This is a genomic window from Candidatus Thermoplasmatota archaeon, assembly GCA_034660695.1.
GTDB lineage: Archaea > Thermoplasmatota > E2 > UBA202 > DSCA01 > JAYEJS01.
In genome coordinates, this window is sequence record JAYEJS010000127.1 from 1 (window position 1) to 21,731 (window position 21,731).

Consider the following 21,731-nt stretch of genomic DNA (forward strand, 5'->3'; position numbering starts at 1 on the left):
CCCGAAAACTCTGTTTTCCATCCCTCGTTTTCCTCCATCTGAAAATTTTAGAGGAATAGATTGTTTCTTCTCGTCACCTGAGGAGAAACAATTAGGTTACAAAATGGAGATTATTCGTAGAGACTGATTTGATAAGAATTTATTTATACCGTAAATACTATGGTATTTATAGATTGTGGGAGAACATTGTACGAGGATGATAAGAGAACAAAGGCTATCTATGAGCAATTTCCTCCCACAATGTGACGGGCGAGGCGGAAAAATAAAGGAGCCCTACCTCGCAAGGTCAAAGAGGAGGTAAATATAGGAAATGAAAGAAATAAGGCAAATGTTTGGCATCATCATCTGCTTACTGGTAGTTGGCGCGGGTTATTATGGAGTGACAGCGAGTGCATCATATACTGGGATAGTAAAAGGAATCCACAACATGAATTACAACATTGCCCCTTCAAGTTTAATCACAGATAAGGGCAAATACTGGGCGATACTTGTATGTGGAAGTGATGATTTTAGTGCTGGCTTTGAAACGGACATTCGAGATATGTACCAACTTTTAAAAAATGAACTTGATTATAACGGTGATCACATATATTATGTTGCGCCATCGAACTGGAATGGGGCAGAGCACTACTATAGTTTATCAAAAGATAATATAAATAAATCAATACACGATGTCGCAGGCAGAGCTACAACTGAAGATAGTGTTTTCCTTTTCTATACGGCTCATGGAAATTATAATAAGAATACAGGTGAGTATTCTATTGCTCCAGGTGTGACACCAGGTGAATTGGATAGCTGGCTAGATTCTATTGATCCGATATGGCTTTATGGGCAGCCTCGCAAATGTCAGCAGATGGTGATATTACTCCAAGCTTGTTATTCGGGTGGTTTTAAAGAGAAGTTAGTTTTTCACGAAGCCTACCCAACTGGTGCAGCACACCGTCATAGAATACTGATAACCTCAACGGATAAGTATACAAAGTCTTGGGAGGACATGTACGGTTATGGTGATCCAACTAAAGGTGCTACATGGGATCCAAATGCACCAGATGATGATGGAAATCCCAATAATCCATCTAATGGCAATTATGATGGAAGTGAGTTTTCAAGCGGTTTCAGGATGGCTTTTAGAGACGTTGACAATGATGCATACTTAGAAGCAGATGATCAACCATATATTAACAAACCAGGAAATAAACCTGATTTAACACCACCATTTGGAAACAAAGATGGAAAAGTTTCTGTGCAGGAAGCTTTCAATTTCTCAAAGTTTGAGGATTGCTATTCTGTTTACTGGGAATCCTTCATCAAAGCCAAGAATTGGAAACTTGAATATCCACAGATATGGGATGCATTATCCTGGGGAGATTCAGAGGGAATAGATCCATCTAAAACATATATCTATAACCGTCGTCCGAATATGCCTGATAAACCATCTGGTCCGATATCTGGGAATGCCGGTACATCGTATTCCTATTCTACGAGTGCAACCGATCCAGACAATGATAAGGTGAAATACTACTTCGATTGGGGGGATGGAACAGGTGATTGGACTGCCTTTGTTTTTTCTGGGAATTCGGCTTCAAAATCTCATAGTTGGAGTAGTGCTGGTACTTATCAGGTGAAAGCAAAGGCTACGGATGAGCGGGGTGCTGAAAGCGGCTGGTCCTCAACTCTTACAGTAACAATTTCTGCTGCTAATCAGCCACCAAATAAACCCGATAGACCTTCTGGCCCAACATCAGGAAGAGTGGGGACATCCTACACATACTCATCGTCAACAATCGATCCTGATGGAGACCAAATTTATTACTGGTTTGATTGGGGAGATGGAATAAATAGCGGATGGCTTGGTCCATATGATTCAGGGCAATCTGTAAATGCGTCCCATACATGGAGCGAAAAAGGCACTTATGGTATAAAAGTCAAAGCCAAAGATGTAAATGGGGTAGAGAGCGAGTGGTCTGATTCCTTGGCAGTTTCAATGCCAAAATCGTATCCAGTCATTTGGGCAATATTTGAAAAAATAAATAGCTTACTCCTCCAGGTCTTTGGACGAGAGATTATACCGCTGTTCTTTAACATATAGAAAGAGAAAGAAGGAAGCATTCCCCTTTTCCTTCTTTTATTTTTCCATTAACCTCACAAGCAGGCTAACAATCTTTAAAAATTTGATACGGTTACGGGCACAATGAAAGTTGCAATGTATTATAACAACAATGATGTTCGCATTGAGGAAATGCCCGTCCCGGAAATTAGGCCAGGGGAACTGCTGGTTAAAGTCAAAGCATGCGGGATATGCGGCAGCGATGTGATGGAGTGGTACCGCATCAAGACAGCACCTAGAGTTCTGGGACATGAAATGACAGGCGATATTGTAAAAGTGGGAGAGGAAGTGAGAAATTACAAAAAAGGAGACCACGTATTTGTTTCGCATCATGTGCCGTGTAATGAATGTAGCTATTGCCTCAACGACCAGCATACTCTATGCGATACACTGCATTCGACAAACTTCTATCCGGGCGGCTTCTCTGAATATATAAGGGTACCCGAGATAAATGTGGAGAAAGGCACTTTCAAACTACCGGATGAAATTTCATACGAGGAAGGCACATTAATAGAGCCGCTTGCATGCGTTGTACGCGGGCTGCGTATAGCCAGATTTAAAAAAGGGCAGACGGTGCTGATTATCGGCAGCGGCATGGCGGGGCTGCTCCATGTCAAACTTGCACGGGCGATGGGTGCTAAATTCATCATCACCACAGATATAAATGATTATAGGCTTGACAAAGCGAGAGAGTTTGGGGCTGACCTGGCATTGCATGCAGATGACAACATCTTGCAGGAAATAAAGAAAATAAACGACGGGCATATGCCAGACCTTGTAGTAACATGTACAGGCGCCCCTCCGGCAGTAAATCAGGCAATTCAGACTGTGGGCAGGGGCGGTACAATCCTGTTTTTTGCTCCGACAGGGCCTGGCTTAAAAATTTCATTCCCTTTGCTTGATTTATGGAACAAAGGCGTAACAATGGTTTCAACATATGCCGGCGCTCCTAAAGACATCGTGGAATCGATTGAACTTCTCAGATCGGGAAAAGTGAAAGTGAAAGATATGATTACCCACCTGCTTCCTTTAGAAAAAATACAGAAAGGTTTTCAAATTGTTGCCAGAGCGGAGAATTCCATCAAGGTGGTGATCAAGCCATAGAAAAAATGCAATGGCAAAAATTAAGTACAAGACCCCCATACACTAACAATGAAACCCCTCGAAATGATCCATAACAGCATAGGAAAAAGAGTTATAGTAGAGCTAAGAGGGAAAAGAGAATACAGGGGCGTGCTGGAAGGATATGATCACCCTCATCTCAATCTCATATTGAAAAATGCTGAGGAACTTCTTGAAGGAGAAAAGAAAAGAGATCTGGAAAAAGTTATAGTTAGAGGAGATAATATAATATATATATCACCGTGATAAAATGACAAAAGGAACGCCATCTAAATCTGGAGGAGGGAAAACCCACATCGTTTGCAGAAGATGCGGTAAAAGAGCTTTTAATGCAAGGACAAAGGTATGTGCTTCCTGCGGATTTGGGAAAACAAAAAGAATCAGGGATTATAATTGGAGAAAATGAGGGAAAGATGCGGCGTGGTGGCAGTTGCGGCGAAAAACGATGTAGCCTCATATATATATTTTTCTCTTAATGCATTGCAGCACAGGGGGCAGGAGGCGGCGGGGATTGCAGTTTACGATAACGGTAGCGATGAAATAAAGTATTACAAAGGACTTGGGCTTGTAAATGAGGCATTTGAAGATAAAGATATCTCCCAGATAAAAGGGAAAAGAGGGGTAGGCCATACCTATTACTCCATAAAGATATCCTCCCCCGATAATGCACAGCCGACAATCGTTCACACTTCCAGTGGGGACATAGCTCTGGCACATAACGGAATAATTACGAATTCGGATGAGTTGAAAAGAAGGCTATTGGAAGAAGGGCATAACTTTTCCATGGGAAGCGAGGAAGAATCCATGGCCTTTCTTCTCTCGGATTATCTAAAAAACAAAAGTTTTGAAAAAGCCGTTAAAAGCATTATGAAGGAATTGAAGGGCTCCTATTCACTTGCAATGATGTTCAATAACAGGGTTTTTGGGTTGAGAGATCCATTTGGCGTACGTCCGCTATGCCTTGGAAAGCTCAATGACGGCTATGTCATAGCATCTGAGACAGTAGCGCTCGATGTATTGGGTGCGAAATTAATAAGGGATGTAAGACCCGGTGAGCTGATAGAACTAACAGAAGATGGTTACAAATCCTATCAACTGATGGAAGAAAAATATAAGGCCCACTGTTTTTTTGAATATGTTTATTTTTCCAGAGCAGATTCGATAATAGATGGGAGAGACGTCTATCTAACAAGAAAAAGGATAGGAGAACAGCTCGCAAGGGAGCATCCGGCAGATGCAGACCTAGTCGTTCCCGTTCCTGATTCTGGGAGGTCTCATGCCTACGGTTACTCAAGCGAATCAGGCATACCGATAGCGGAAGGGCTTATGAAAAACAGATACATAGGCAGGACATTCATAATGCCAAGCCAGAGCGTAAGGCAAAAATATGTCCTTTTAAAAACAAATCCAATAAGGAGCATTGTTGAGGGAAAACGCATAGTTCTTGTTGATGACTCAATTGTTAGAGGAACTACCATGAAACAGATGGCAGACCTATTGCGTTCCCGCGGAGCGAAGGAAGTGCATGTTCGCATCGGCTCGCCGCCCATAATTGCCCCCTGTTACCTCGGGATAGACATGACGACCAGAGAGCAACTGATTGCATCTGGCATGAGCGCCGAGGAAATAAGAAAAAAAATACATGCGGATAGTCTGGGTTATATCTCAATAGAAGGACTGATAAAAGCCATTGGTATGAACCGCAACGACCTCTGCCTTGGATGTGTTACTGGTGAGTATCCAATAAAGATAAATGAGGAGAGATATCGGTTCCAAAAAAGATTGGAAAAATGGGATTGAAATTGAGGGACATCTTATAATCCAGCGACTATTTGGCTACATCTTTTCTTTTTGCCTCTGAAAAGGGATAAGGAAATGCAGGCAAAGAACGTAAAAAAAATAATGGCAAACTGTTAATAACAAAATCCTGTTTTTTAAGGTGAAAAATGATGGATAAAGTAGAGTTCTACATTGATGATGTGCTGAAGGCTACAGATGACGAAGAACCATATGAATGGCTATGGGATGAAACAGTTTTCCTTAAACATACTCTAAAAGCTGTTGCATATGACAATGCTGGAAATACAGCTAAAGATGAACAAGTTGTCTGGATATTCAACATCTAGAACAAAGGAAATATCTCTTTCTCTTCTTTTCTTACCAACCAATGAACAAAAAATCTGGCTAACCTTTTTCTTTATTCCTGGTCAACTCTATCGTCCCCAGCTCTCAAGCCATTTTCCATTTTTTATAGAGTATATGGCAGCAAGACCAAGTAACGATGCAACGCATGCGAATACAAGCATCATCAGGACGAGAATAATGAACTGGGTTATCATCTCGTATTCCATAAGAAATATAGGTATGCCGCCTGCTATCAGGGCAATAGTCGCTTCCACGAGGGAAGGACTTTTTGTGGATATTGCAGTTTTTATGGCCTCCAGGGCAGTTTTATTTTTTAATTCATCTCTCACCCTCTCTGTTATGTGGACTGAAAAGTCTATTCCCGCGCCTATGGCTACTGAAGAAACCATTATTGTTGCAACATTTAGCGGTATGCCAGTCAATACAAGTACCCCCGGCTCCCACACCAATATAAGTAAAATGGGCAGGAATGTTACTGTTGCATATTTGAAAGACCTGAATACGAGGAGCAGGCATGTAAAAACCAACAACAGGGATAAGAACATGAAACGAAACTGCTGCTCCATCAGCATATCGTTCACTGAAACGGTTACAGATGCCAGCCCTACAAGCTCTGTAATGTCTGCATCTGTTTTATCATTATACTGGCGCAAAATTTGATCTACCCCATTTACTGCCTTCCTTGTATCTCCTATCGATATGACCGGTATATCCACGTAAACGAGCGTTTTGCTGTAATCGTCATTAAGCATCATTTTTTTGTATTTATCTGCCAGTCTGTTCTCCACCAGTACCTTCACCTCTTCTTTTGTGGGAGGTATAACTCCAAAATTAAGTTTTTTTATAGCATCGACGATCGAATACGCAGAGGCATTTTTTATGCCAACATTTATCGTTTTTTCCAAGGATTCCAATTCTTTCAGTAACGACGGCTCAAGAATACCTTCCGGTCCTGTTTCTATTTCAAACACCCCGGTTTGTCCACTCTCAAATTTTTCGGAATAGTCCGTCATTGCAACGCTACTTTCCATCTTCCCGGGCATCATCTCCCATATCGACGTTCTGGTGGAAACGCTCGGCAAAGCAGCAACAGAAAGAAAGGTTAATACGAGAAATACGAGTGCGATATGTTTTCTGTATTTAGTTAACTTTGAAAAAGAACTCCATCCCTTTATTCCCCTCCTCTTATATCCAGATATGATAAGAAGAGGCGGGACCATAACCATGGTGGCAATAAAACAGTAAAACACACCGATCAAAAAGGCCAGTCCCATATTTTCAATGGGGGGCATCGTCGATGAAAGTAGAGATGCAAATCCCACTATGGTGGTTATGGCAGAAAGCAAAACAGCCTTTCCAGTAGTGGCAATAATTCTTTTCATCGCTTTCTCGGGAGAATGTTTTTCCACTTCCTCCGCAAAGTGGTTAATTAGATGGAGCGAGTATGCAATACCAAGAGCAGCCAGCAGGGGTATCACGGCTATGACAGTTGGGGAAAACTTGATAGATGTCATGCCTATTGTCCCAAAAGTAAGCCCGGTCGCATAAACTATCGGGGTTATCGCTATAATAACTGCTTTCATACTCTTATGAAATGCAAGGATAGTCAACACAAGCAGGAGAGCGGATATCAGGATAGCGCTGTAAATCCTCTCCATTACCCAATCCACCGTTTCTTTGTACATGGTCACTACTCCAGTTGATGTCATATTTGTTTCCGTTGCTGTTTCTAGAAGGGGATATACTTTATTTTCAAGCAGATCATCGGCACTGATATTTTTTTGTGTTGCAAGAACTATAACTGCGTTTTTGTTATCAGAAGTGTTAAATTTATATTTCATTTCATCTGGAATAAACTTTAAAAGAGTATTCACACGACACTGGCTGTCAGGTATTTTATCCTCCCCAATAACAGGAAAAATGGCATTTATATCCCTTAAAAAAGATGCTATGCTTGCAGTGTACACTACGCCGTCACCGATTCCCTCCTCTGGATTCAATGCACCTTCTATAGCATCGATTTCCTTAAGAGTTGTCACACTCGTTACATCATCTGCACTTACATATACAATAACCGAATCAATATACCATTCTGCCCGTATCTTATTCAGCGTTTTCACCGTCGGTTCATCTGAAGGCATATAAAGTTCTATGTCTGATGAAATCACTATATTCAGTGCTTGAGTGGATATCAGCAATGTTATAATAGAAAAAATTATGATAGTCAACTTCGGTTTTTTCAATAATATATCGTACTGCATGAATACCCCTATATAATTTTTATCTTTAAGTATAAAGTCTATTTAAAATTACCTGAATTTGGAGCATTCTATCTTCTTTTTTTCATTAACAGCACGATGGCAAGCAGAGCCAGCAGTAAAGGCATTACTTCGGATCCAGGGGTGGAAGAGCTGCCGGAAGAGCTGCCAGTTCCTGAAACCTCTACTTCCTTGGAATATGTATCGCTCTGCCCGTAGTCATCAATAACAGTAAGTGTTACGGTATAATTTCCTTTGCTCCCGTACTGGTGGGCAATAACACTTCCCGTCCTGCCATATCCGTCTCCAAAATTCCATTGATAGAAAGCTATGTTTCCGTCGGAATCAGTCGAGCTTCTTCCATCAAACGTAATGACATCCCCTACAGAAGGATCTGCACGGTCATAGGAAAACTTTGCCTCCGGTGCCACATTTTCTTTTCCTTCATAACTGGAGTTTATAAGGTTTATTTGGATATTCTGTTCCTGTGATTGGCCCCTTATGGAATCTATCATCCCCTTACTTTCCGACCATAGTATAAGCGTATTGTTGATAGGGATCAAGTCACCGATGAAAGGAACGTAATCGGTCCTTATGATATACCTGTCTCCTACTTTATCCGTACACTCGAATGAGAAAGAGATAGGGGCACTGCTTGGCCCCCCACCCATATATATTGTTGTCGCCGTGCAGCTTGAAGTCCATTTTTCACCCTTTACTACAGGAAAATCCATGAAATCAAATGGCGGAGTGTAATCAGTTTCTGTAGATAAGGTGTTTGGCACGTTCGGAACGTTTATGTCAACGTTGACAATTATATCGGAATTTATAATCGACAGATTATCCGTTGCAAATAGACTGGTTCCATTTACAGAAAAATCAAAACTTCCACTATATTGCTGCTGCCCAAATTTATATGTATAAGTGCCTGATACCGAACTTTTCACATCCAGAACATAGCATCCTACATATTTTCCGTTTATTTCCTTTATTTCCACACTCTTCACATCTATGCGTAAGGAGACATCAGAATCTATTGTGGAAAATAGAGTGGCGTTTTCAAAATCCATGGAAGCCGTTCCGACATATGTCCCACTGTATTCCCAGAAATCACCCTTACTCCAGTTTGGTTTTTCCAGCTGTGCATTTGTTGAGGGTAAAGCAGCAGCTAACGGCAAAAGAAGCATTACGATCAATATTGAAAGCATTTTTAGTTCCATTTTCTCAGCCTGTTATTGCTTTATGGAATATATCTTTTTTGCTTGGGATAACTCTCATAGATTGTTCTCCTAGAAATTTCCCCAGCAATGTTTTTTTTCATCATTTTTTTAATATCGTCACCTTCAAAATTGGCAAGAACCCACATCGTCTTTACCAGTGCAGTCTCGGGAAGCATATCCTCTCCAGATATAACACCCGCCTGTATCAATTTCCTGCCGGTGGCATAAACATTCATGTTAACTCTCCCCCATATGCACTGCGTAGTCATTACCACAGGAATGCCCTTTCCTACAAGTTCTTCTATAATAGGTATTAAATTCCCGCTCACATGCCCAAGTCCGGTTCCTGCAATTACAACACCATCCTTTCCCTCCGTCATTTTCCTGAAATCATCCTCGCTTAATCCTGGATGAAAATAGACCAAGGAAACATTTGTATTGAGCGAAGTGTCTGCCACCGTTTTTCCCCCTGATTTTTTTCTATAGCTTGTGACTAAATGCAACTCATCATCAACAAAGCCGATAGGATTTTCATTAATGGAGCGAAAGGCATCTCTTCTGGAGGAATGCATTTTTCTCACCTTTGTTCCCCTGTATATAGGGCAATAGCCGGGAGATGGCGTACCGTGCATAACGATCACAACTTCCCCAATATCGCTAACTGCTACCTTTGCTGCAGCAAGCAGATTTTGAAACGCATCGCTACTCGGTCTGTCAGAAGACCGCTGTGAACCTACGAGCACAACGGGGCCGGATAAATTCTTCAACAGAAAGGATAGAGCAGCGGACGTATACCCCATGGTATCGGTTCCGTGAGTTATTATGATGCCTTCTGCCCCTTTATTCAATTCTTCTGCTACCTCTCTCGCAATTTTTTCCCAGTCATGCGGCGCTATATCCTCACTGAGCCTCTGAAAGATGATTTTTGCGCTGACATTGCATACATCAAAAATTTCCGGCACAGAGAAAGCAAGCTCTTCGGATGTGCTTGCAGGATGAACAGCCCCGGTAGTATAATCAACATATGAGGCAATTGTTCCTCCAGTTCCCAACAATGTTATGGACGGCCTGCTTTTATCAAATGGTACGACCCGCTTTTTCTTTCTTCTCTCTTTTCTCTTTTCAATCAGTTTTACCCTGCAGTTATCATCTATTCTTATGCCAATGTTATATCCATTTTCCAGTTTTATTATCAGCATGTCTTCCCCACTAAATGCATGATGAGGCATGAGTATGCCCCTATATGTTTTCCCGTTCCTCTCAACTTCTATAAAATCTCCCTCCACAGCCCCTATTTCTCCAAGCGTCTTTTTTATTTCCTTTCTTTTCATAGCACAATGCAAACTTCCATCTCTATATATTTTTTATTACACCATCAAAAGTTATATATGAAAATGATATTCCCTAGGTAATATAGCCCTGTGGTGTAGAGGCCAATCATATCGGGCTTTGGACCCGATGACGGCAGTTCGAATCTGCCCAGGGCTATGGAAATGCTCCCGTGGTGTAGTCCGGCCAATCATTCCGGCCTTTCGAGAACCCTGGAACCCCTTTAGAAAAGGTGTTTCATCACCAAAATGGGTTCAAAGAGAGCCGGCCACCCGGGTTCGAATCCCGGCGGGAGCATTGTTTAGTTTATGTAATAGTATATATCAGGGTCGGGAATCAAAATAATTCCGATAGTGTTTTATAAACATTCCAAATTTACCATTATGATGCTATTTCACATCCCCCTATGGCTTATTTTTCTCATTGCAATAATTGTTATATTCATCGGATGGAAAATGGTAAAGTTCGCTCTCAAACTTTTGATTGCTCTCATCATTATCTTTGGCATTTTGATGATAGCAGATATGATTTTACCATATATTCATTCCTTTATTTAGGAACATTAGATAAAAATAGCAACAAATAGTTTTTTCATCCGTTGGGCTTACTCAAAAGCTGATAAATCGCCGTATTTTTTATAAGCTATCACTGTAATAATTCCTACCACTATCGCACCCAAGTTAAAGGTTATTATGCCTAGAATGAAAGATATTACCACCCATATAAATTGATTTTTCTTCGCTTTTCTGTATTCCCATTCATCTATTGTCCTATTGATTTTTATCAGACCAATTGCAATAGCGAAGACTGCTGCACTTTCAATAAAAAATATCATACTAGACCAAAAAAAGAGTATATGCAATCTTCCCATATCGCCCAAAATTGTTCCTTCTACAAAATATAAAAGATACATTGCCCCGAATAAGAACGCTATAATTTCCCCAGCTTTATTCAGGGATTTTATTGATTCTGCCTCGGGCAAAATTTGATTCATAACCCACCTTGCTTAGATACAATTTACAAAACAGGGGAAAATTTAAATAACCTTTGTAATTATAGCTTTTTGGTGATAATTATGAAAAGTAAGACCTTAATAATTGTAGTGGCAATAACGGTTGCTTTTGTATTTGTAGCTAATTTTGGAGCATCTGCAGCGAACTTAAATTTGAGCCCTTCTGGCCCACAAAAAAAGTGAAGATATTTATCCCGATAAAAACGGAGTTTTTAGCGTGTATACTCTTGCTCAATTTCCTGGATGTCCTTGTAGTACAGCGAGTGATGTATGCATGTTAAATTATTTCTATACAGCTAAAGAGTATGGCACTTATTCATTTACTGTTTACACAAAGATAAAAGGGGATTGGGAATGAATGATTTTATACGCACCGGATGGTTCTGGTGGAAATGTAAGCATAGACGGAAATATCTTGTTTAGTGTCGATGGCAAGTTCTCTCCTACAGAATCTTTTATCCATATATACAACGAAAGCAACAGTCTATATGAAGAGTATGAAGGACCTAAAAAATCTGGTAATGGAAAAATAGATAACGCATGGAGTCACACTTTCTCTGGAATTTGGCTAGAACCAGGATGGTCTATTCATGTCATGAGTATTGTCTCTGTTGGATGTGAAGTCAATGCGTGGTCAGGATTTATTTCTCCTGGCCAGGCGTCAGCATCAATAGATGGTATTGCAACTCTTAATCATATCCATGTGGAATGGTTGCCTGCCCATGGACATTTGAATGTGAATCCGACTTACTTGAACTTTGGAGATATTGGAAGATGGCAATACCCCCAAGAGAAATCCATTGAGATTAGGAATGATGGAGAAGCTCCAGTAGGCTACAACCTTGAAAGTGAAGCACTTTCTCTCCCTTTGTTAAGTATATCAGTGTCTGGTACAACATCTCACAATGGGTGGCTGGATATAGGTGACATGGATATCATTTATGTAACAGTTAACCCAGATCAAGCAGATGTGGGCGATTACACGACACACTTTAAAATTGTTCCAACAGACCCTGAGGTTAATAGCATAACTGTAACCATACAGGTATCTATTACTTATGCATCAGATAATACATCGAATACATCAGATAGTATATTACTCACACCCGTACATGTATCCACTCCAATATCAACATCTACAGCAATAACAGAAACATCACCAACCACGACAACAACGGAAACTAGTTCGGCTACTCCGACTGCAACGTCACAAAACACTATCGATATTGCAGCTACTGATAGTGAATATACCAATAGTGATGTCACATGAGAAAGTTACTAATATTTATCGCCATATTTACACTTCTTGTTAGTAGTGGATCTGGGGGAGTACTAAATGTAAATAAAATGGAAGAATTCAATGAAATACGGACAGAATATAAAGTAGATGAATTCGGAATGAAAATATGTACAAACCGTAACCCCTCTTACAACAATGATTTAGATTATAATAAGATTAATGATCCGGAGGAGGGTCTGGATCAATCCCAAATTTATAGCGGAGATTGGGGTGCATTAATAGGCTCAAATTATGTTGCTGCCCAAAGTTTTCGTCCAGAATATAAAACTTTATCCTCCATAAAGCTACTTCTCGCTAAAAGCGGATATCCTGAAGGCAATCTGTACATCAAAATTAGAAGATTTTTAAGAGGATCAGATATAGCTGTTGCATCAATAAATTTTTCTGGTGGTGTAGATTGGAGATTAATTGAATTCAAAAATGTTGACCTCCAACCAGAAAAAGAGTATTATATTTTATTAACTTCTCCCAAGTCAAGAAATGGCTTTTATGTTTGGCGGGGAGGAATAAGTGATGAAGGGTACAAAAATGGGAGGGGATATAAAAGTTATACATACGGTTTGCTATGGAAAAAAGCGAATGTTGATTTTTGTTTTAAAACCTACTATTATTCTCCAGTCGAAAAAGTCGATCAACAGCAACTTGTCGATTCTGGCTGGGGGGTAGGTATTGGTGGTGGGCATTTGACTGCCCAGAGTTTTATTCCTTCCTGCAATATTTTAACTAAGATTGACCTTCACATTTCAAAAGGTAATGGAGAAGATAATTTATACATTAAAATCTCCGATTCTTTAAATGGCTCTGCTTTAACATCTGTAACTTTACCAAGCAATGAAATACCTTGCTCCGTACAATACTTAACCATAAATTTTCCAGATATCAAGGTAAATCTGGGCAATACTTATTATATCATTTTTTCTTCTCCGAATTCCTCTCGCGGAGGATGGTATCTATTCGGAACCTTAGAAGATGTATACAATAAAGGAGAGGCATATTTTTCTGGTAACGGTGGCATTACATGGGGAAATAAAACCTGGTTTGGATTCAAAGAGATTTGGTTCAGAACATATGGACGTGATGGCACTCCTCCAAACATTCCTGAGATATTTGGTCCTGCAACGGGAAAAGTGAGGAAGGAATATACGTACAAAGCTTCTGCCATAGACATAGATGGAGATAATTTATATTATTTATTTGACTGGGGAGACGGTAGATTCAGCGACTGGCTGGGCCCATATAAGTCAGGAGAAGAGATACAGGTCGAAAACAAATGGGGTTCGCCAGGGAACTACGAAATTAGAGTAACAGCTAAAGATGGAAATGGAGGCATAAGTGGATGGTCTGTTCCATTCCCAGTTGGCATAAGCAGATACATCAGTTTTCCTTGTAATTTGGCTCTGTTATTTAAAGGAAAGCCTTTGCATTTTTAACCAATAGGTATGCGACATTGTACATTGTACCACAAATATCGGGGTTTTTAACTCCATATAGACTGATGCAAATGCTATTCTACGGGGAAAAATTTCTCTGGAGTAAGTTCATTAATTTTTTCTGTTGCAACAATCATGCCATTTTCAATGGTAACATATCCATCCTTTTCATATTCCTCAATTATTTTTATTATCACGTTTCTTTCGTTCTCCAGTTCCCTTTCTAATTCTTTGATATTCAACCGCCCCCGAACGCGAAGGCTGACAAATATGATCATAATGATAGCCATAACAATATCCTTTGCCAGCACTTTTTCTGCCGCAACATCTTCAATCTGGTCGGTTTTGTCTGAGATTCTCCACCCCAGAAGCAAAAAGCCATCAATGACCAGTCTTCCAGCCCACGTAAGCCCATAATAATTTTTTTCCTTTGAAATAAAATGCATTTCCTGCAGGGCAGCAAGAGAACGATTAAATGTTGCGGTCGGCATATCAGTTTCCTTCTGAAGTTCTTTCCACCTTATTTTTTCTTTTTCTCTCAAAACCATAAGAATTTTTACGACATTTTCCCTGAGCAGCCTAAAAATTTTATAAACAACATCCTGCTTTCCTTCGTCTTTCATTGTTTATGCAACATATTTCCTTTAATAAAATTTGTTACAAAATGGACTCATGGGTGGCAACTCTTCAGCAGGCACGCCGGCAGCCCATGCAACACTCCTCCTAACAATCCACCAGTTAAACGAGGGAAGAAGTGACTGCCTCTCCTCCCACTGGAACAACCCTTTAAAAAGCATGCTATTGCTACAAGTGTCCTTCTCAACAATCCTTCCTCCACTCCATACAGGATGCTCAGGATGATTACCAAATATCACCACTCTTCCTTTTCCATATTCACACGCTATAGCAGCAGGCTTACCTGCAAGATGTGTCTCTATGAGTTTGCTTTCCATATCCCATAAATCAAAAGGCTCCATGGGATCAAAGTTATACCTCCAAGCATGTATGCTCGTGCTCCTGTTGCCGTTTGGCCTGGAAATGTTTTCATCAGGATACCATGCCAGTATAGTAACATTATTCCCATCTGGAATCAGGGCCGGACCGCCCACCCACCTTATTATCCGCGTATCATACTTATAGCCCCGAAATATTGGATGCTCCCTATTTATTCTGCAATGCTGGCATACACCTGAACCCTCAATAGAAAGATTATACCATACGTATGCCGACTGACCTATGCGGGCAGGGTTTTTTTGTATGATGCTGCAGGCCATAGGGTCCCCCATATCCTGATATGCCCTGACTGGTACGATCCCAATAGCTGATTTATTCATGAACCACTCCCATGCCGTTTCTCCCGTCCATCCTCTTTCTGATGCACTTACAAGACCTTGTGATGCTATATTTGCCCCCCCGCAAGTCCCAAGATAGCCGCCCCCATTTGATACAAAGGCTTTTACCTCGTTTTTCCATCGCAAAAGCCAGCTATTGTCTACAGGCCGTCTGAATTCTTTTCCTATTCCGGGGATAAGAATTAAATCACAACCATCTAGCGCCCCCATTGATATTTGCATATCGGTAACAAATCGGGTCTCGAACCCGTAGGATGAATTCCTAGATGACCATGCATAACCGTTCAGTATTTTCTCCATTTCTGAGGGGGAAGCAAATGAAGGGATTACAGAATCAAGTATCGCAACTTCTATGATTACATGATTTTTTGCTATTGATATTCTATCTATTTTTGTTTTTGAGGAATCATCCAAAGAAAAGGTGCAGGTTGTTCCACTTAACATGAAAAAAAGTACGCCAATTACAACTATCTTTTTCATCATTCTTACTTTAATGCTTTTCGAGTTAAATGCTTTTAGAAAAGCTTATAAATCAACATTCATTATATAGACGTTCATAAAATGAACGTTAAAAATTTGGATGTTAAATATGAAGATATTATTAATCACACCATCCGGCAATCCCAATCGCAGTTTATATGAAAGGGTGCTTGAGAGGGTATATCTCATGTGGCCCCCCATCACATTGCGCCAAATAGAGGCGATAACCCCAGAGAAATACGATGTAGAAATAATAGATGAAAATTATGAAAAGATAGACTATACAAAGCATTATGACTTAGTTGGAATAAGCTATTTTACTGCAACTGCCCCAAGAGCCTATAAAATTGCTGATAAGTTCAGGGAAATGGGAACAAAGGTTGTGCTTGGCGGATACCACGCCTCTGCCCTGCCGGAGGAGGCAAAGCAACATGCGGATGCTGTGGTCATAGGTGAAGCAGAAGAAACTTGGCCAAAATTGATTAACGATATAGAGAAAGATAGATTGAAGCCGTTCTATATTTTGGAAAAGCCAGTAAATACAGATGCCATTCCCAGGGCAACTCTGACAAAAATTCCAAATATCATTAAAATAGGAGGAATAGAAGCTACGAGAGGATGCCCATATGGGTGCGAATTTTGTGCATTATCAAATGTGAGATTCGGGAAAATATACCGTAAAAAGTCAATAAAAAAGGTCGTTCAGGAAATAGTGTCCATACCTTACAAATATTTTATCTTTTATGACGGCTCACTTACGGTTGATATGAATTACACAAAAGCTCTGTTCAAGGAAATCAAACATTTAGATAAAAAGTTTGCAGCTTTTGGCCATGCAAACATGGTAGATGATGAAGAGTTTCTAAAGATTGCAAGCGATGCAGGGTGCATTGCCTGGGATATAGGGTTTGAATCAATCTATCAGACGACGATAGACCAACTAAAAAAAGGGACTAATGTTGTTAAAAAATATGGGCATGTTGTCAAAAAACTTCATGAATATGGGATGGGCGTTATAGGATCTTTTGCTTTCGGTTTTGATGACCATTCCCCAAATGTTTTTGATAAAACTTTAGAAGCCATTCGCGAGTGGGATATAGATTCTATAGGAGTGACCATATTAACCCCGCTGCCTGGAACAAAATTCTACAACAGGATGGAGAGTGAAGGGAGGATACTTACCAAAGATTGGGAAAAATATGATATGTACCATGTAGTTTTCCAGCCAAAGAAGATGACAACAAATGAACTTTATGAAGGGACAACCAGATTTATAGATGAATATTATTCTCTGAAAAATCTGATTAGAAGGTTAATGGGAAATACCAAGAATCTTGGAATTATTTCCTCTCAAACAATGAACTATCATCTTTTGAGTTCAAGAGCAATATACAAATCTGCCTTTAATCAAAGACTGCTTCAAGGAGACTGGAGAAAGTTTATTCCTGCTACACCCAGAGTGCATCCATCAATGGTAAAAAAACGTCTCCGGCATTTCTAGATTATATGTATTTCTCCAGGTAGTGGTTTAGACCCGATATTCCTACAAAATCGTAACGTGGTAGTTTTTACTGCTGAATCGTAAGTTTTTCTGATAGATAAAAATTCATAGTCACCTTGCCAGAAAAAATGAGACGTTACAAAATTTCAGGAATATCTGGTGGAAACATTGCGGGAATTTTTGAAAATCACAAGAGAAAAAATATTATAATTCATTTGCATATACCTATAGGATTTACCGTATAAGATATGCATATGTGATGAAAATGAGTATCCTCATAGGAGTGCGCAGAGAAGATAAGAATCGCTGGGAACGTCGAACTCCCTTGATACCAGAGCATGTCAGAGAACTCAAAGATAAACACTCAATCGAATGTGTAGTTCAACCCTCCAAAATTCGCGTCTTTTCTGATGAAGAGTATGTGTATGCAGGAGCGAAAGTCCAAGATGCTCTTTCCTCTTGTTCAATAATCTTCGCCATAAAAGAAATACCTCCAAAATTATTTGAATGTGGGAAGACGTACGTCTTTTTTTCCCACACCATTAAAGGGCAAAAACACAACATGCCTATGCTTAAAAGAATTCTGGATCTAAAATGCACCTTAATAGATTATGAAAAGATAGTTGATGAAGAGGGGCGCCGCCTTATATTCTTCGGGGGATATGCAGGAATAGCGGGGATGATCGACACCCTTTGGGCCCTTGGAAGAAAGCTTGAGCTAGAGGGAATATCAATGCCCTTCAGCGAGATTCACCAAACCCTTCACCATAAATCTCTCAAAAAAGCAAAAGAAGAGATAATAAAAGTAGGGAAAAAAATCGCAACCGATGGTATTCCAAAGGCTCTCTCTCCTTTAATCTGTGGTTTTGGGGGGTATGGCAACGTATCCAAAGGTGCTCAAGAAATACTCGATCTTCTCCCCATGAAAGAAGTTGAGCCTGAAAAAATCGATTCACTCTACGCCAACCCCTCAACAAAACACATATACAAGGTGGTCTTCGAGGAAAAGGATATGGTTGAACCTTTATCTGGAAAATTTGAACTCAGTGACTACTATGAACATCCGGAAAAATACCGTTCTAAATTCGATAGTTACATTCCTCATCTCACTATTTTTATGAACTGCATCTATTGGAATGGGAGGTACCCACGGTTCGTCACAAAAAATTATATCAGATATCTTTTTGAGCAAAAAGAAAAACCCCGATTAAGGGTGATAGGGGATATTAGTTGCGACATTGGAGGATCAATCGAATTTACGAGTAAGTGCACGAACCCGAGCAATCCGATCTTCATTTACGATCCATTGGAAGACAAAACTGTAGATGGTTTTGAAGGAAATGGAGTAATGGTGATGGCGGTTGACAATTTGCCGTGCGAATTACCGAGGGAGTCATCTACTTATTTCAGCAAGACCCTTTTCCCTTTTGTTCCAGAAATAGCTCACGCTGATTTTCCCTCAAATTTTGATGATTGCGAACTCCCGCCATCCATAAAAAATGCTGTCATTGCATATAAAGGGGAACTGACTCCTAACTACAAATATCTCCAGAGGTATTTGGGAAACAAATAGAAGAGGATGTGAAAAAATGAAAAAAGTGTTGGTACTTGGTGCAGGCATGGTATCTCGGCCGCTTGTCAGATATCTCTTAAATCAACCAGATGTGTATGTCAAAATGGCGAGTCGAACGGTGAGTAAGGCTGAGAAAATAATAAATGCTCATCCAAAGGGGGAAGCGGTATCATTGGACGTCAATGACGACATGTCATTGGAGAAATTGGTATCAGATGCTGACATAGTGGTGAGCCTTTTACCTTACATGTACCACGTCAAAGTGGCGGAACATTGCATAAGATACGGGAAACATATGGTGACCACCTCTTATGTAAGCGATGCGATGCAAGCATTAGATAAAAAAGCAAGAGAAGAAGGGATAATAATTCTGAATGAAATCGGTCTTGATCCTGGCATAGACCATATGTCTGCAATGAAGATTATTCATGCCATACATGATAAAGGTGGGAAAGTAAAAAGTTTCTCATCATATTGCGGAGCACTCCCCGCTCCTGAAGCAAGCAATAATCCGTTTGGTTACAAATTTTCTTGGAGTTCAAAAGGAGTATTGCTCGCATCAAAGAATGCAGCAAAATACCTAGAAAATGGAAAAGAAGTACGCGTATTAGGAGGAAAACTTTTTGAACATTACGCTATCAAGACCATTGAAGGGGCAGGACATTTCGAGAACTATCCCAATAGAAACTCTATCCCCTACATCGATGTCTATGACATACCGGAAACAGAAACGATATATAGAGGTACTCTCCGCAACATAGGGTGGTGTGAAACCATGAAGAAGATAGCAGATCTTGGATATTTGGATGAAACAGAGAGAGATGATATCAAAGAGCTCACATTTAAAGAATTTTTGAGAAAACTTATAAAAAGCACTGAAGGAAATGATCTAAAAAAGGATCTTGCGAAGTATCTCGGTATTGACACATATTCTGCGGTAATGAAAAGACTGGAATGGCTTGGCTTGCTCAGCGACAAACCTCTGCCAAAAGATAAAAAGTCGCCAATCGACATACTCAACAATAAAATGCTTGAAAAGTTGAAATTTGAGAGCGGGGAGAGAGATATGATAGTGCTCCGTCATGAATTTATCGCAGAATATCCGCAACACGACAGAGAATATATCACTTCAACTTTGATTGAGTATGGTGTGCCTCATGAAGATTTTGCTGTCGCGAGAACGGTGGGACTTCCAGCAGCAATTGCGGTAAAAATGATTCTGAAAGAAAAAATAGTGATAAGGGGAGTTCATATACCGGTAATTCCCGAGATTTATAATCCTGTGTTAGACGAGCTTGAGCAAATGGGCATAACATTCAAAGAAAAAACTGAAGTTTTGCATACGTAATACACAACAAAGTGAAATTTTTACCTTCCAAATTTTTCATGTATCTAAAGTCATCTGTATTTTTTGTAGTAGTCTTTTAGGGCTTTTTTAGACGAATGCCATTTACCATTAATTTTTACGCTATCGAGCACACCTTGTCGTGCTCTTAAGCCTAAATAATCATGTGAATAGGGTGAATATTCCACGAGTTCTTTTAAAGGGATTAATTCATATTCTCCTCCAAATGCTGAAAGGAATGAAATGAGGTATTCTTTTATTGCTTTACCAATAAAGTTTGCAAAAGGTTCAATGTTTCCAGTATCTGCCTTGTGTAGTGTTTCATAATATTTTTTTCTATCTCCTTGATGGAGTACAGTAGGCGGATACCCATGATTCATAAGATATAAATTCATTAACAACCTTGCTAATCTGCCATTTCCATCGGTAAATGGGTGTATTTTTACAAATTCATAATGAGCAAATACAGCCGCTTTAACTGGATGGATTTTTGATGCTTTTATTGCGGATATATACTCGTCCATTAGTCCTATTATTTTCGAAAAATCGGGTGGAGTGTATGAAGAACCTTGGATTCTCACATTTTTAGTCCTGTATTTCCCTGCATCATCAAGTATACCCTGTGTCACAAGGAAATGTAATTTTTGTATTGTTTCATGGTTTATAGCGGCTTTAGATTTAGCTAGCTGTAATAGTAAACCAAATGCTTCCGCGTTGTTTTTTGCCTCCAAGTGATCTTTCAAAGGTTTGCCGCCTATCGTGATTCCTTCTTCTATTACAAGCTTTGTTTCTGCCAATGTGAGCGTGTTCCCTTCAATGGCATTGGAGTCATATGTATGCCTAATTCGAATATCTTCAAGAAGATTTTTTAATACATCTTGTGGTAACGGTCGTTTTAAATCCAATTCCTCTTTTTTGTTATTTATACTCTCCAGTAATCCCGTATCCATAGATATATCGGTATCCGATAATATTTTCATAATCCGATATACAACTTTTAGTATATATCGATATCGGCTATTTTTTGATTTATCCGATATTTCAATCAAATTAAGATTGATTTTTCTCAAAAAAGGAAGAGGTGCCATTTCCGAGATAACAACAAAGGCGTTAGCTGAGTTTTTTGAAAATCATAAGAAGGAGTATTTAAATCCATAGGTTTTTGGGACATCCCATTTTCTACACCTTTTATCTCTACCTGGTGAATATACTATTGGGTGATGGGATCATGAACAAAAAATGACATATACTTGCTGAAAAAAGAGTAGGCAGAAAAATGGGCCCGGCCGGATTCGAACCGGCGACCATCTGGTTATGAGCCAGACGCTCCACCGGGCTAAGCTACGGGCCCTAAAACCCATATATAAACCGGATATATAAAAAATTTGCATATATGCGCTCCATTCCAAATAATGCAAGACATCATAGCATAGTCTCTACGAATAGGAATTTTTCCTGAAAAATTTCGACATTTTTTATAAAGAGCAATGTCTTATCTCTTGGAGTGGGATGAGATGACACTCTATGAATTTGGACAAAAAATTCGCAAAGCCATAA

Annotated in this window: 18 protein-coding genes and 3 tRNA genes; 13 read left to right on the plus strand and 8 right to left on the minus strand. The window is 39.7% G+C overall.

Features of this window, described 5'->3' with window-relative positions:
- The first annotated feature begins 310 nt into the window (after window positions 1-310).
- From U9O96_06525 to U9O96_06550, 6 genes are all read left to right on the plus strand, one after another.
- Complete coding sequence (locus U9O96_06525; protein MEA2054745.1) at window positions 311-2,089, plus strand: PKD domain-containing protein; 1,779 nt, start codon at window positions 311-313, stop codon at window positions 2,087-2,089.
- A gap of 102 nt (window positions 2,090-2,191) precedes the next feature.
- Window positions 2,192-3,211: a zinc-dependent dehydrogenase gene (locus U9O96_06530; protein MEA2054746.1), complete on the plus strand. Its 1,020-nt coding sequence runs from the start codon at window positions 2,192-2,194 to the stop codon at window positions 3,209-3,211.
- Between the two features lie 48 nt (window positions 3,212-3,259).
- Window positions 3,260-3,475 carry an LSM domain-containing protein gene (locus U9O96_06535; GenBank protein ID MEA2054747.1) on the plus strand — a complete coding sequence of 72 codons (216 nt, stop codon included), beginning with the start codon at window positions 3,260-3,262 and terminating at the stop codon, window positions 3,473-3,475.
- A gap of 4 nt (window positions 3,476-3,479) precedes the next feature.
- Window positions 3,480-3,635, plus strand: a complete 156-nt coding sequence (locus U9O96_06540) for a 50S ribosomal protein L37e (GenBank protein MEA2054748.1) — start codon at window positions 3,480-3,482, stop codon at window positions 3,633-3,635.
- Window positions 3,632-5,029: an amidophosphoribosyltransferase gene (purF, locus tag U9O96_06545; protein ID MEA2054749.1), complete on the plus strand. Its 1,398-nt coding sequence runs from the start codon at window positions 3,632-3,634 to the stop codon at window positions 5,027-5,029. Before U9O96_06540 ends, purF begins: the two co-directional genes overlap by 4 nt.
- A 149-nt stretch (window positions 5,030-5,178) precedes the next feature.
- Window positions 5,179-5,355, plus strand: coding sequence for a hypothetical protein (locus U9O96_06550; GenBank protein MEA2054750.1), 177 nt, complete (start codon window positions 5,179-5,181; stop codon window positions 5,353-5,355).
- A gap of 87 nt (window positions 5,356-5,442) precedes the next feature.
- Here U9O96_06550 and U9O96_06555 read toward each other — a convergent pair whose 3' ends face one another.
- From U9O96_06555 to gatD, 3 genes are all read right to left on the minus strand, one after another.
- Complete coding sequence (locus tag U9O96_06555; protein ID MEA2054751.1) at window positions 5,443-7,635, minus strand: MMPL family transporter; 2,193 nt, start codon at window positions 7,633-7,635, stop codon at window positions 5,443-5,445.
- A 68-nt stretch (window positions 7,636-7,703) separates the two neighbouring features.
- Window positions 7,704-8,852 carry a PKD domain-containing protein gene (locus U9O96_06560; GenBank protein ID MEA2054752.1) on the minus strand — a complete coding sequence of 383 codons (1,149 nt, stop codon included), beginning with the start codon at window positions 8,850-8,852 and terminating at the stop codon, window positions 7,704-7,706.
- A 20-nt stretch (window positions 8,853-8,872) separates the two neighbouring features.
- Window positions 8,873-10,183: a Glu-tRNA(Gln) amidotransferase subunit GatD gene (gene gatD / locus U9O96_06565; GenBank protein MEA2054753.1), complete on the minus strand. Its 1,311-nt coding sequence runs from the start codon at window positions 10,181-10,183 to the stop codon at window positions 8,873-8,875.
- 84 nt (window positions 10,184-10,267) lie between these two features.
- Here gatD and U9O96_06570 point away from each other — a divergent pair.
- Window positions 10,268-10,340 (plus strand) — tRNA-Gln (locus U9O96_06570).
- A gap of 7 nt (window positions 10,341-10,347) precedes the next feature.
- Window positions 10,348-10,478 (plus strand) — tRNA-Glu (locus tag U9O96_06575).
- 307 nt (window positions 10,479-10,785) lie between these two features.
- Here the strand turns inward: U9O96_06575 and U9O96_06580 are convergent.
- Window positions 10,786-11,175: a hypothetical protein gene (locus U9O96_06580; protein MEA2054754.1), complete on the minus strand. Its 390-nt coding sequence runs from the start codon at window positions 11,173-11,175 to the stop codon at window positions 10,786-10,788.
- Window positions 11,176-11,551: 376 nt separating this feature from the next.
- On the opposite strand from U9O96_06580, the gene U9O96_06585 reads away from it, so the two are divergent.
- The gene (locus U9O96_06585; GenBank protein MEA2054755.1) at window positions 11,552-12,463 is read left to right on the plus strand and encodes a hypothetical protein; all 912 of its coding nucleotides are present in this window, start codon (window positions 11,552-11,554) and stop codon (window positions 12,461-12,463) included.
- Complete coding sequence (locus U9O96_06590; protein MEA2054756.1) at window positions 12,460-13,923, plus strand: PKD domain-containing protein; 1,464 nt, start codon at window positions 12,460-12,462, stop codon at window positions 13,921-13,923. Before U9O96_06585 ends, U9O96_06590 begins: the two co-directional genes overlap by 4 nt.
- Window positions 13,924-13,997: 74 nt before the next feature.
- Here the strand turns inward: U9O96_06590 and U9O96_06595 are convergent, their stop codons facing one another.
- The gene (locus U9O96_06595) at window positions 13,998-14,546 is read right to left on the minus strand and encodes a hypothetical protein (protein ID MEA2054757.1); all 549 of its coding nucleotides are present in this window, start codon (window positions 14,544-14,546) and stop codon (window positions 13,998-14,000) included.
- Between the two features lie 21 nt (window positions 14,547-14,567).
- Window positions 14,568-15,758, minus strand: coding sequence for a hypothetical protein (locus U9O96_06600; GenBank protein MEA2054758.1), 1,191 nt, complete (start codon window positions 15,756-15,758; stop codon window positions 14,568-14,570).
- Window positions 15,759-15,864: 106 nt separating this feature from the next.
- On the opposite strand from U9O96_06600, the gene U9O96_06605 reads away from it, so the two are divergent.
- From U9O96_06605 to U9O96_06615, 3 genes are all read left to right on the plus strand, one after another.
- On the plus strand, window positions 15,865-17,256 hold the full coding sequence (locus U9O96_06605; GenBank protein ID MEA2054759.1) for a radical SAM protein: 1,392 nt from the start codon (window positions 15,865-15,867) through the stop codon (window positions 17,254-17,256).
- 265 nt (window positions 17,257-17,521) lie between these two features.
- Window positions 17,522-18,829 carry a bifunctional lysine ketoglutarate reductase /saccharopine dehydrogenase family protein gene (locus tag U9O96_06610; GenBank protein ID MEA2054760.1) on the plus strand — a complete coding sequence of 436 codons (1,308 nt, stop codon included), beginning with the start codon at window positions 17,522-17,524 and terminating at the stop codon, window positions 18,827-18,829.
- A 16-nt stretch (window positions 18,830-18,845) separates the two neighbouring features.
- Window positions 18,846-20,177 (plus strand): saccharopine dehydrogenase C-terminal domain-containing protein, encoded by a 1,332-nt coding sequence (locus tag U9O96_06615; GenBank protein MEA2054761.1) that lies wholly within the window; start codon window positions 18,846-18,848, stop codon window positions 20,175-20,177.
- 50 nt (window positions 20,178-20,227) lie between these two features.
- Here U9O96_06615 and U9O96_06620 read toward each other — a convergent pair whose 3' ends face one another.
- On the minus strand, window positions 20,228-21,154 hold the full coding sequence (locus U9O96_06620) for a Fic family protein (GenBank protein ID MEA2054762.1): 927 nt from the start codon (window positions 21,152-21,154) through the stop codon (window positions 20,228-20,230).
- A 297-nt stretch (window positions 21,155-21,451) separates the two neighbouring features.
- Window positions 21,452-21,525, minus strand: a tRNA-Ile gene (locus tag U9O96_06625).
- Window positions 21,526-21,731: the final 206 nt, after the last annotated feature.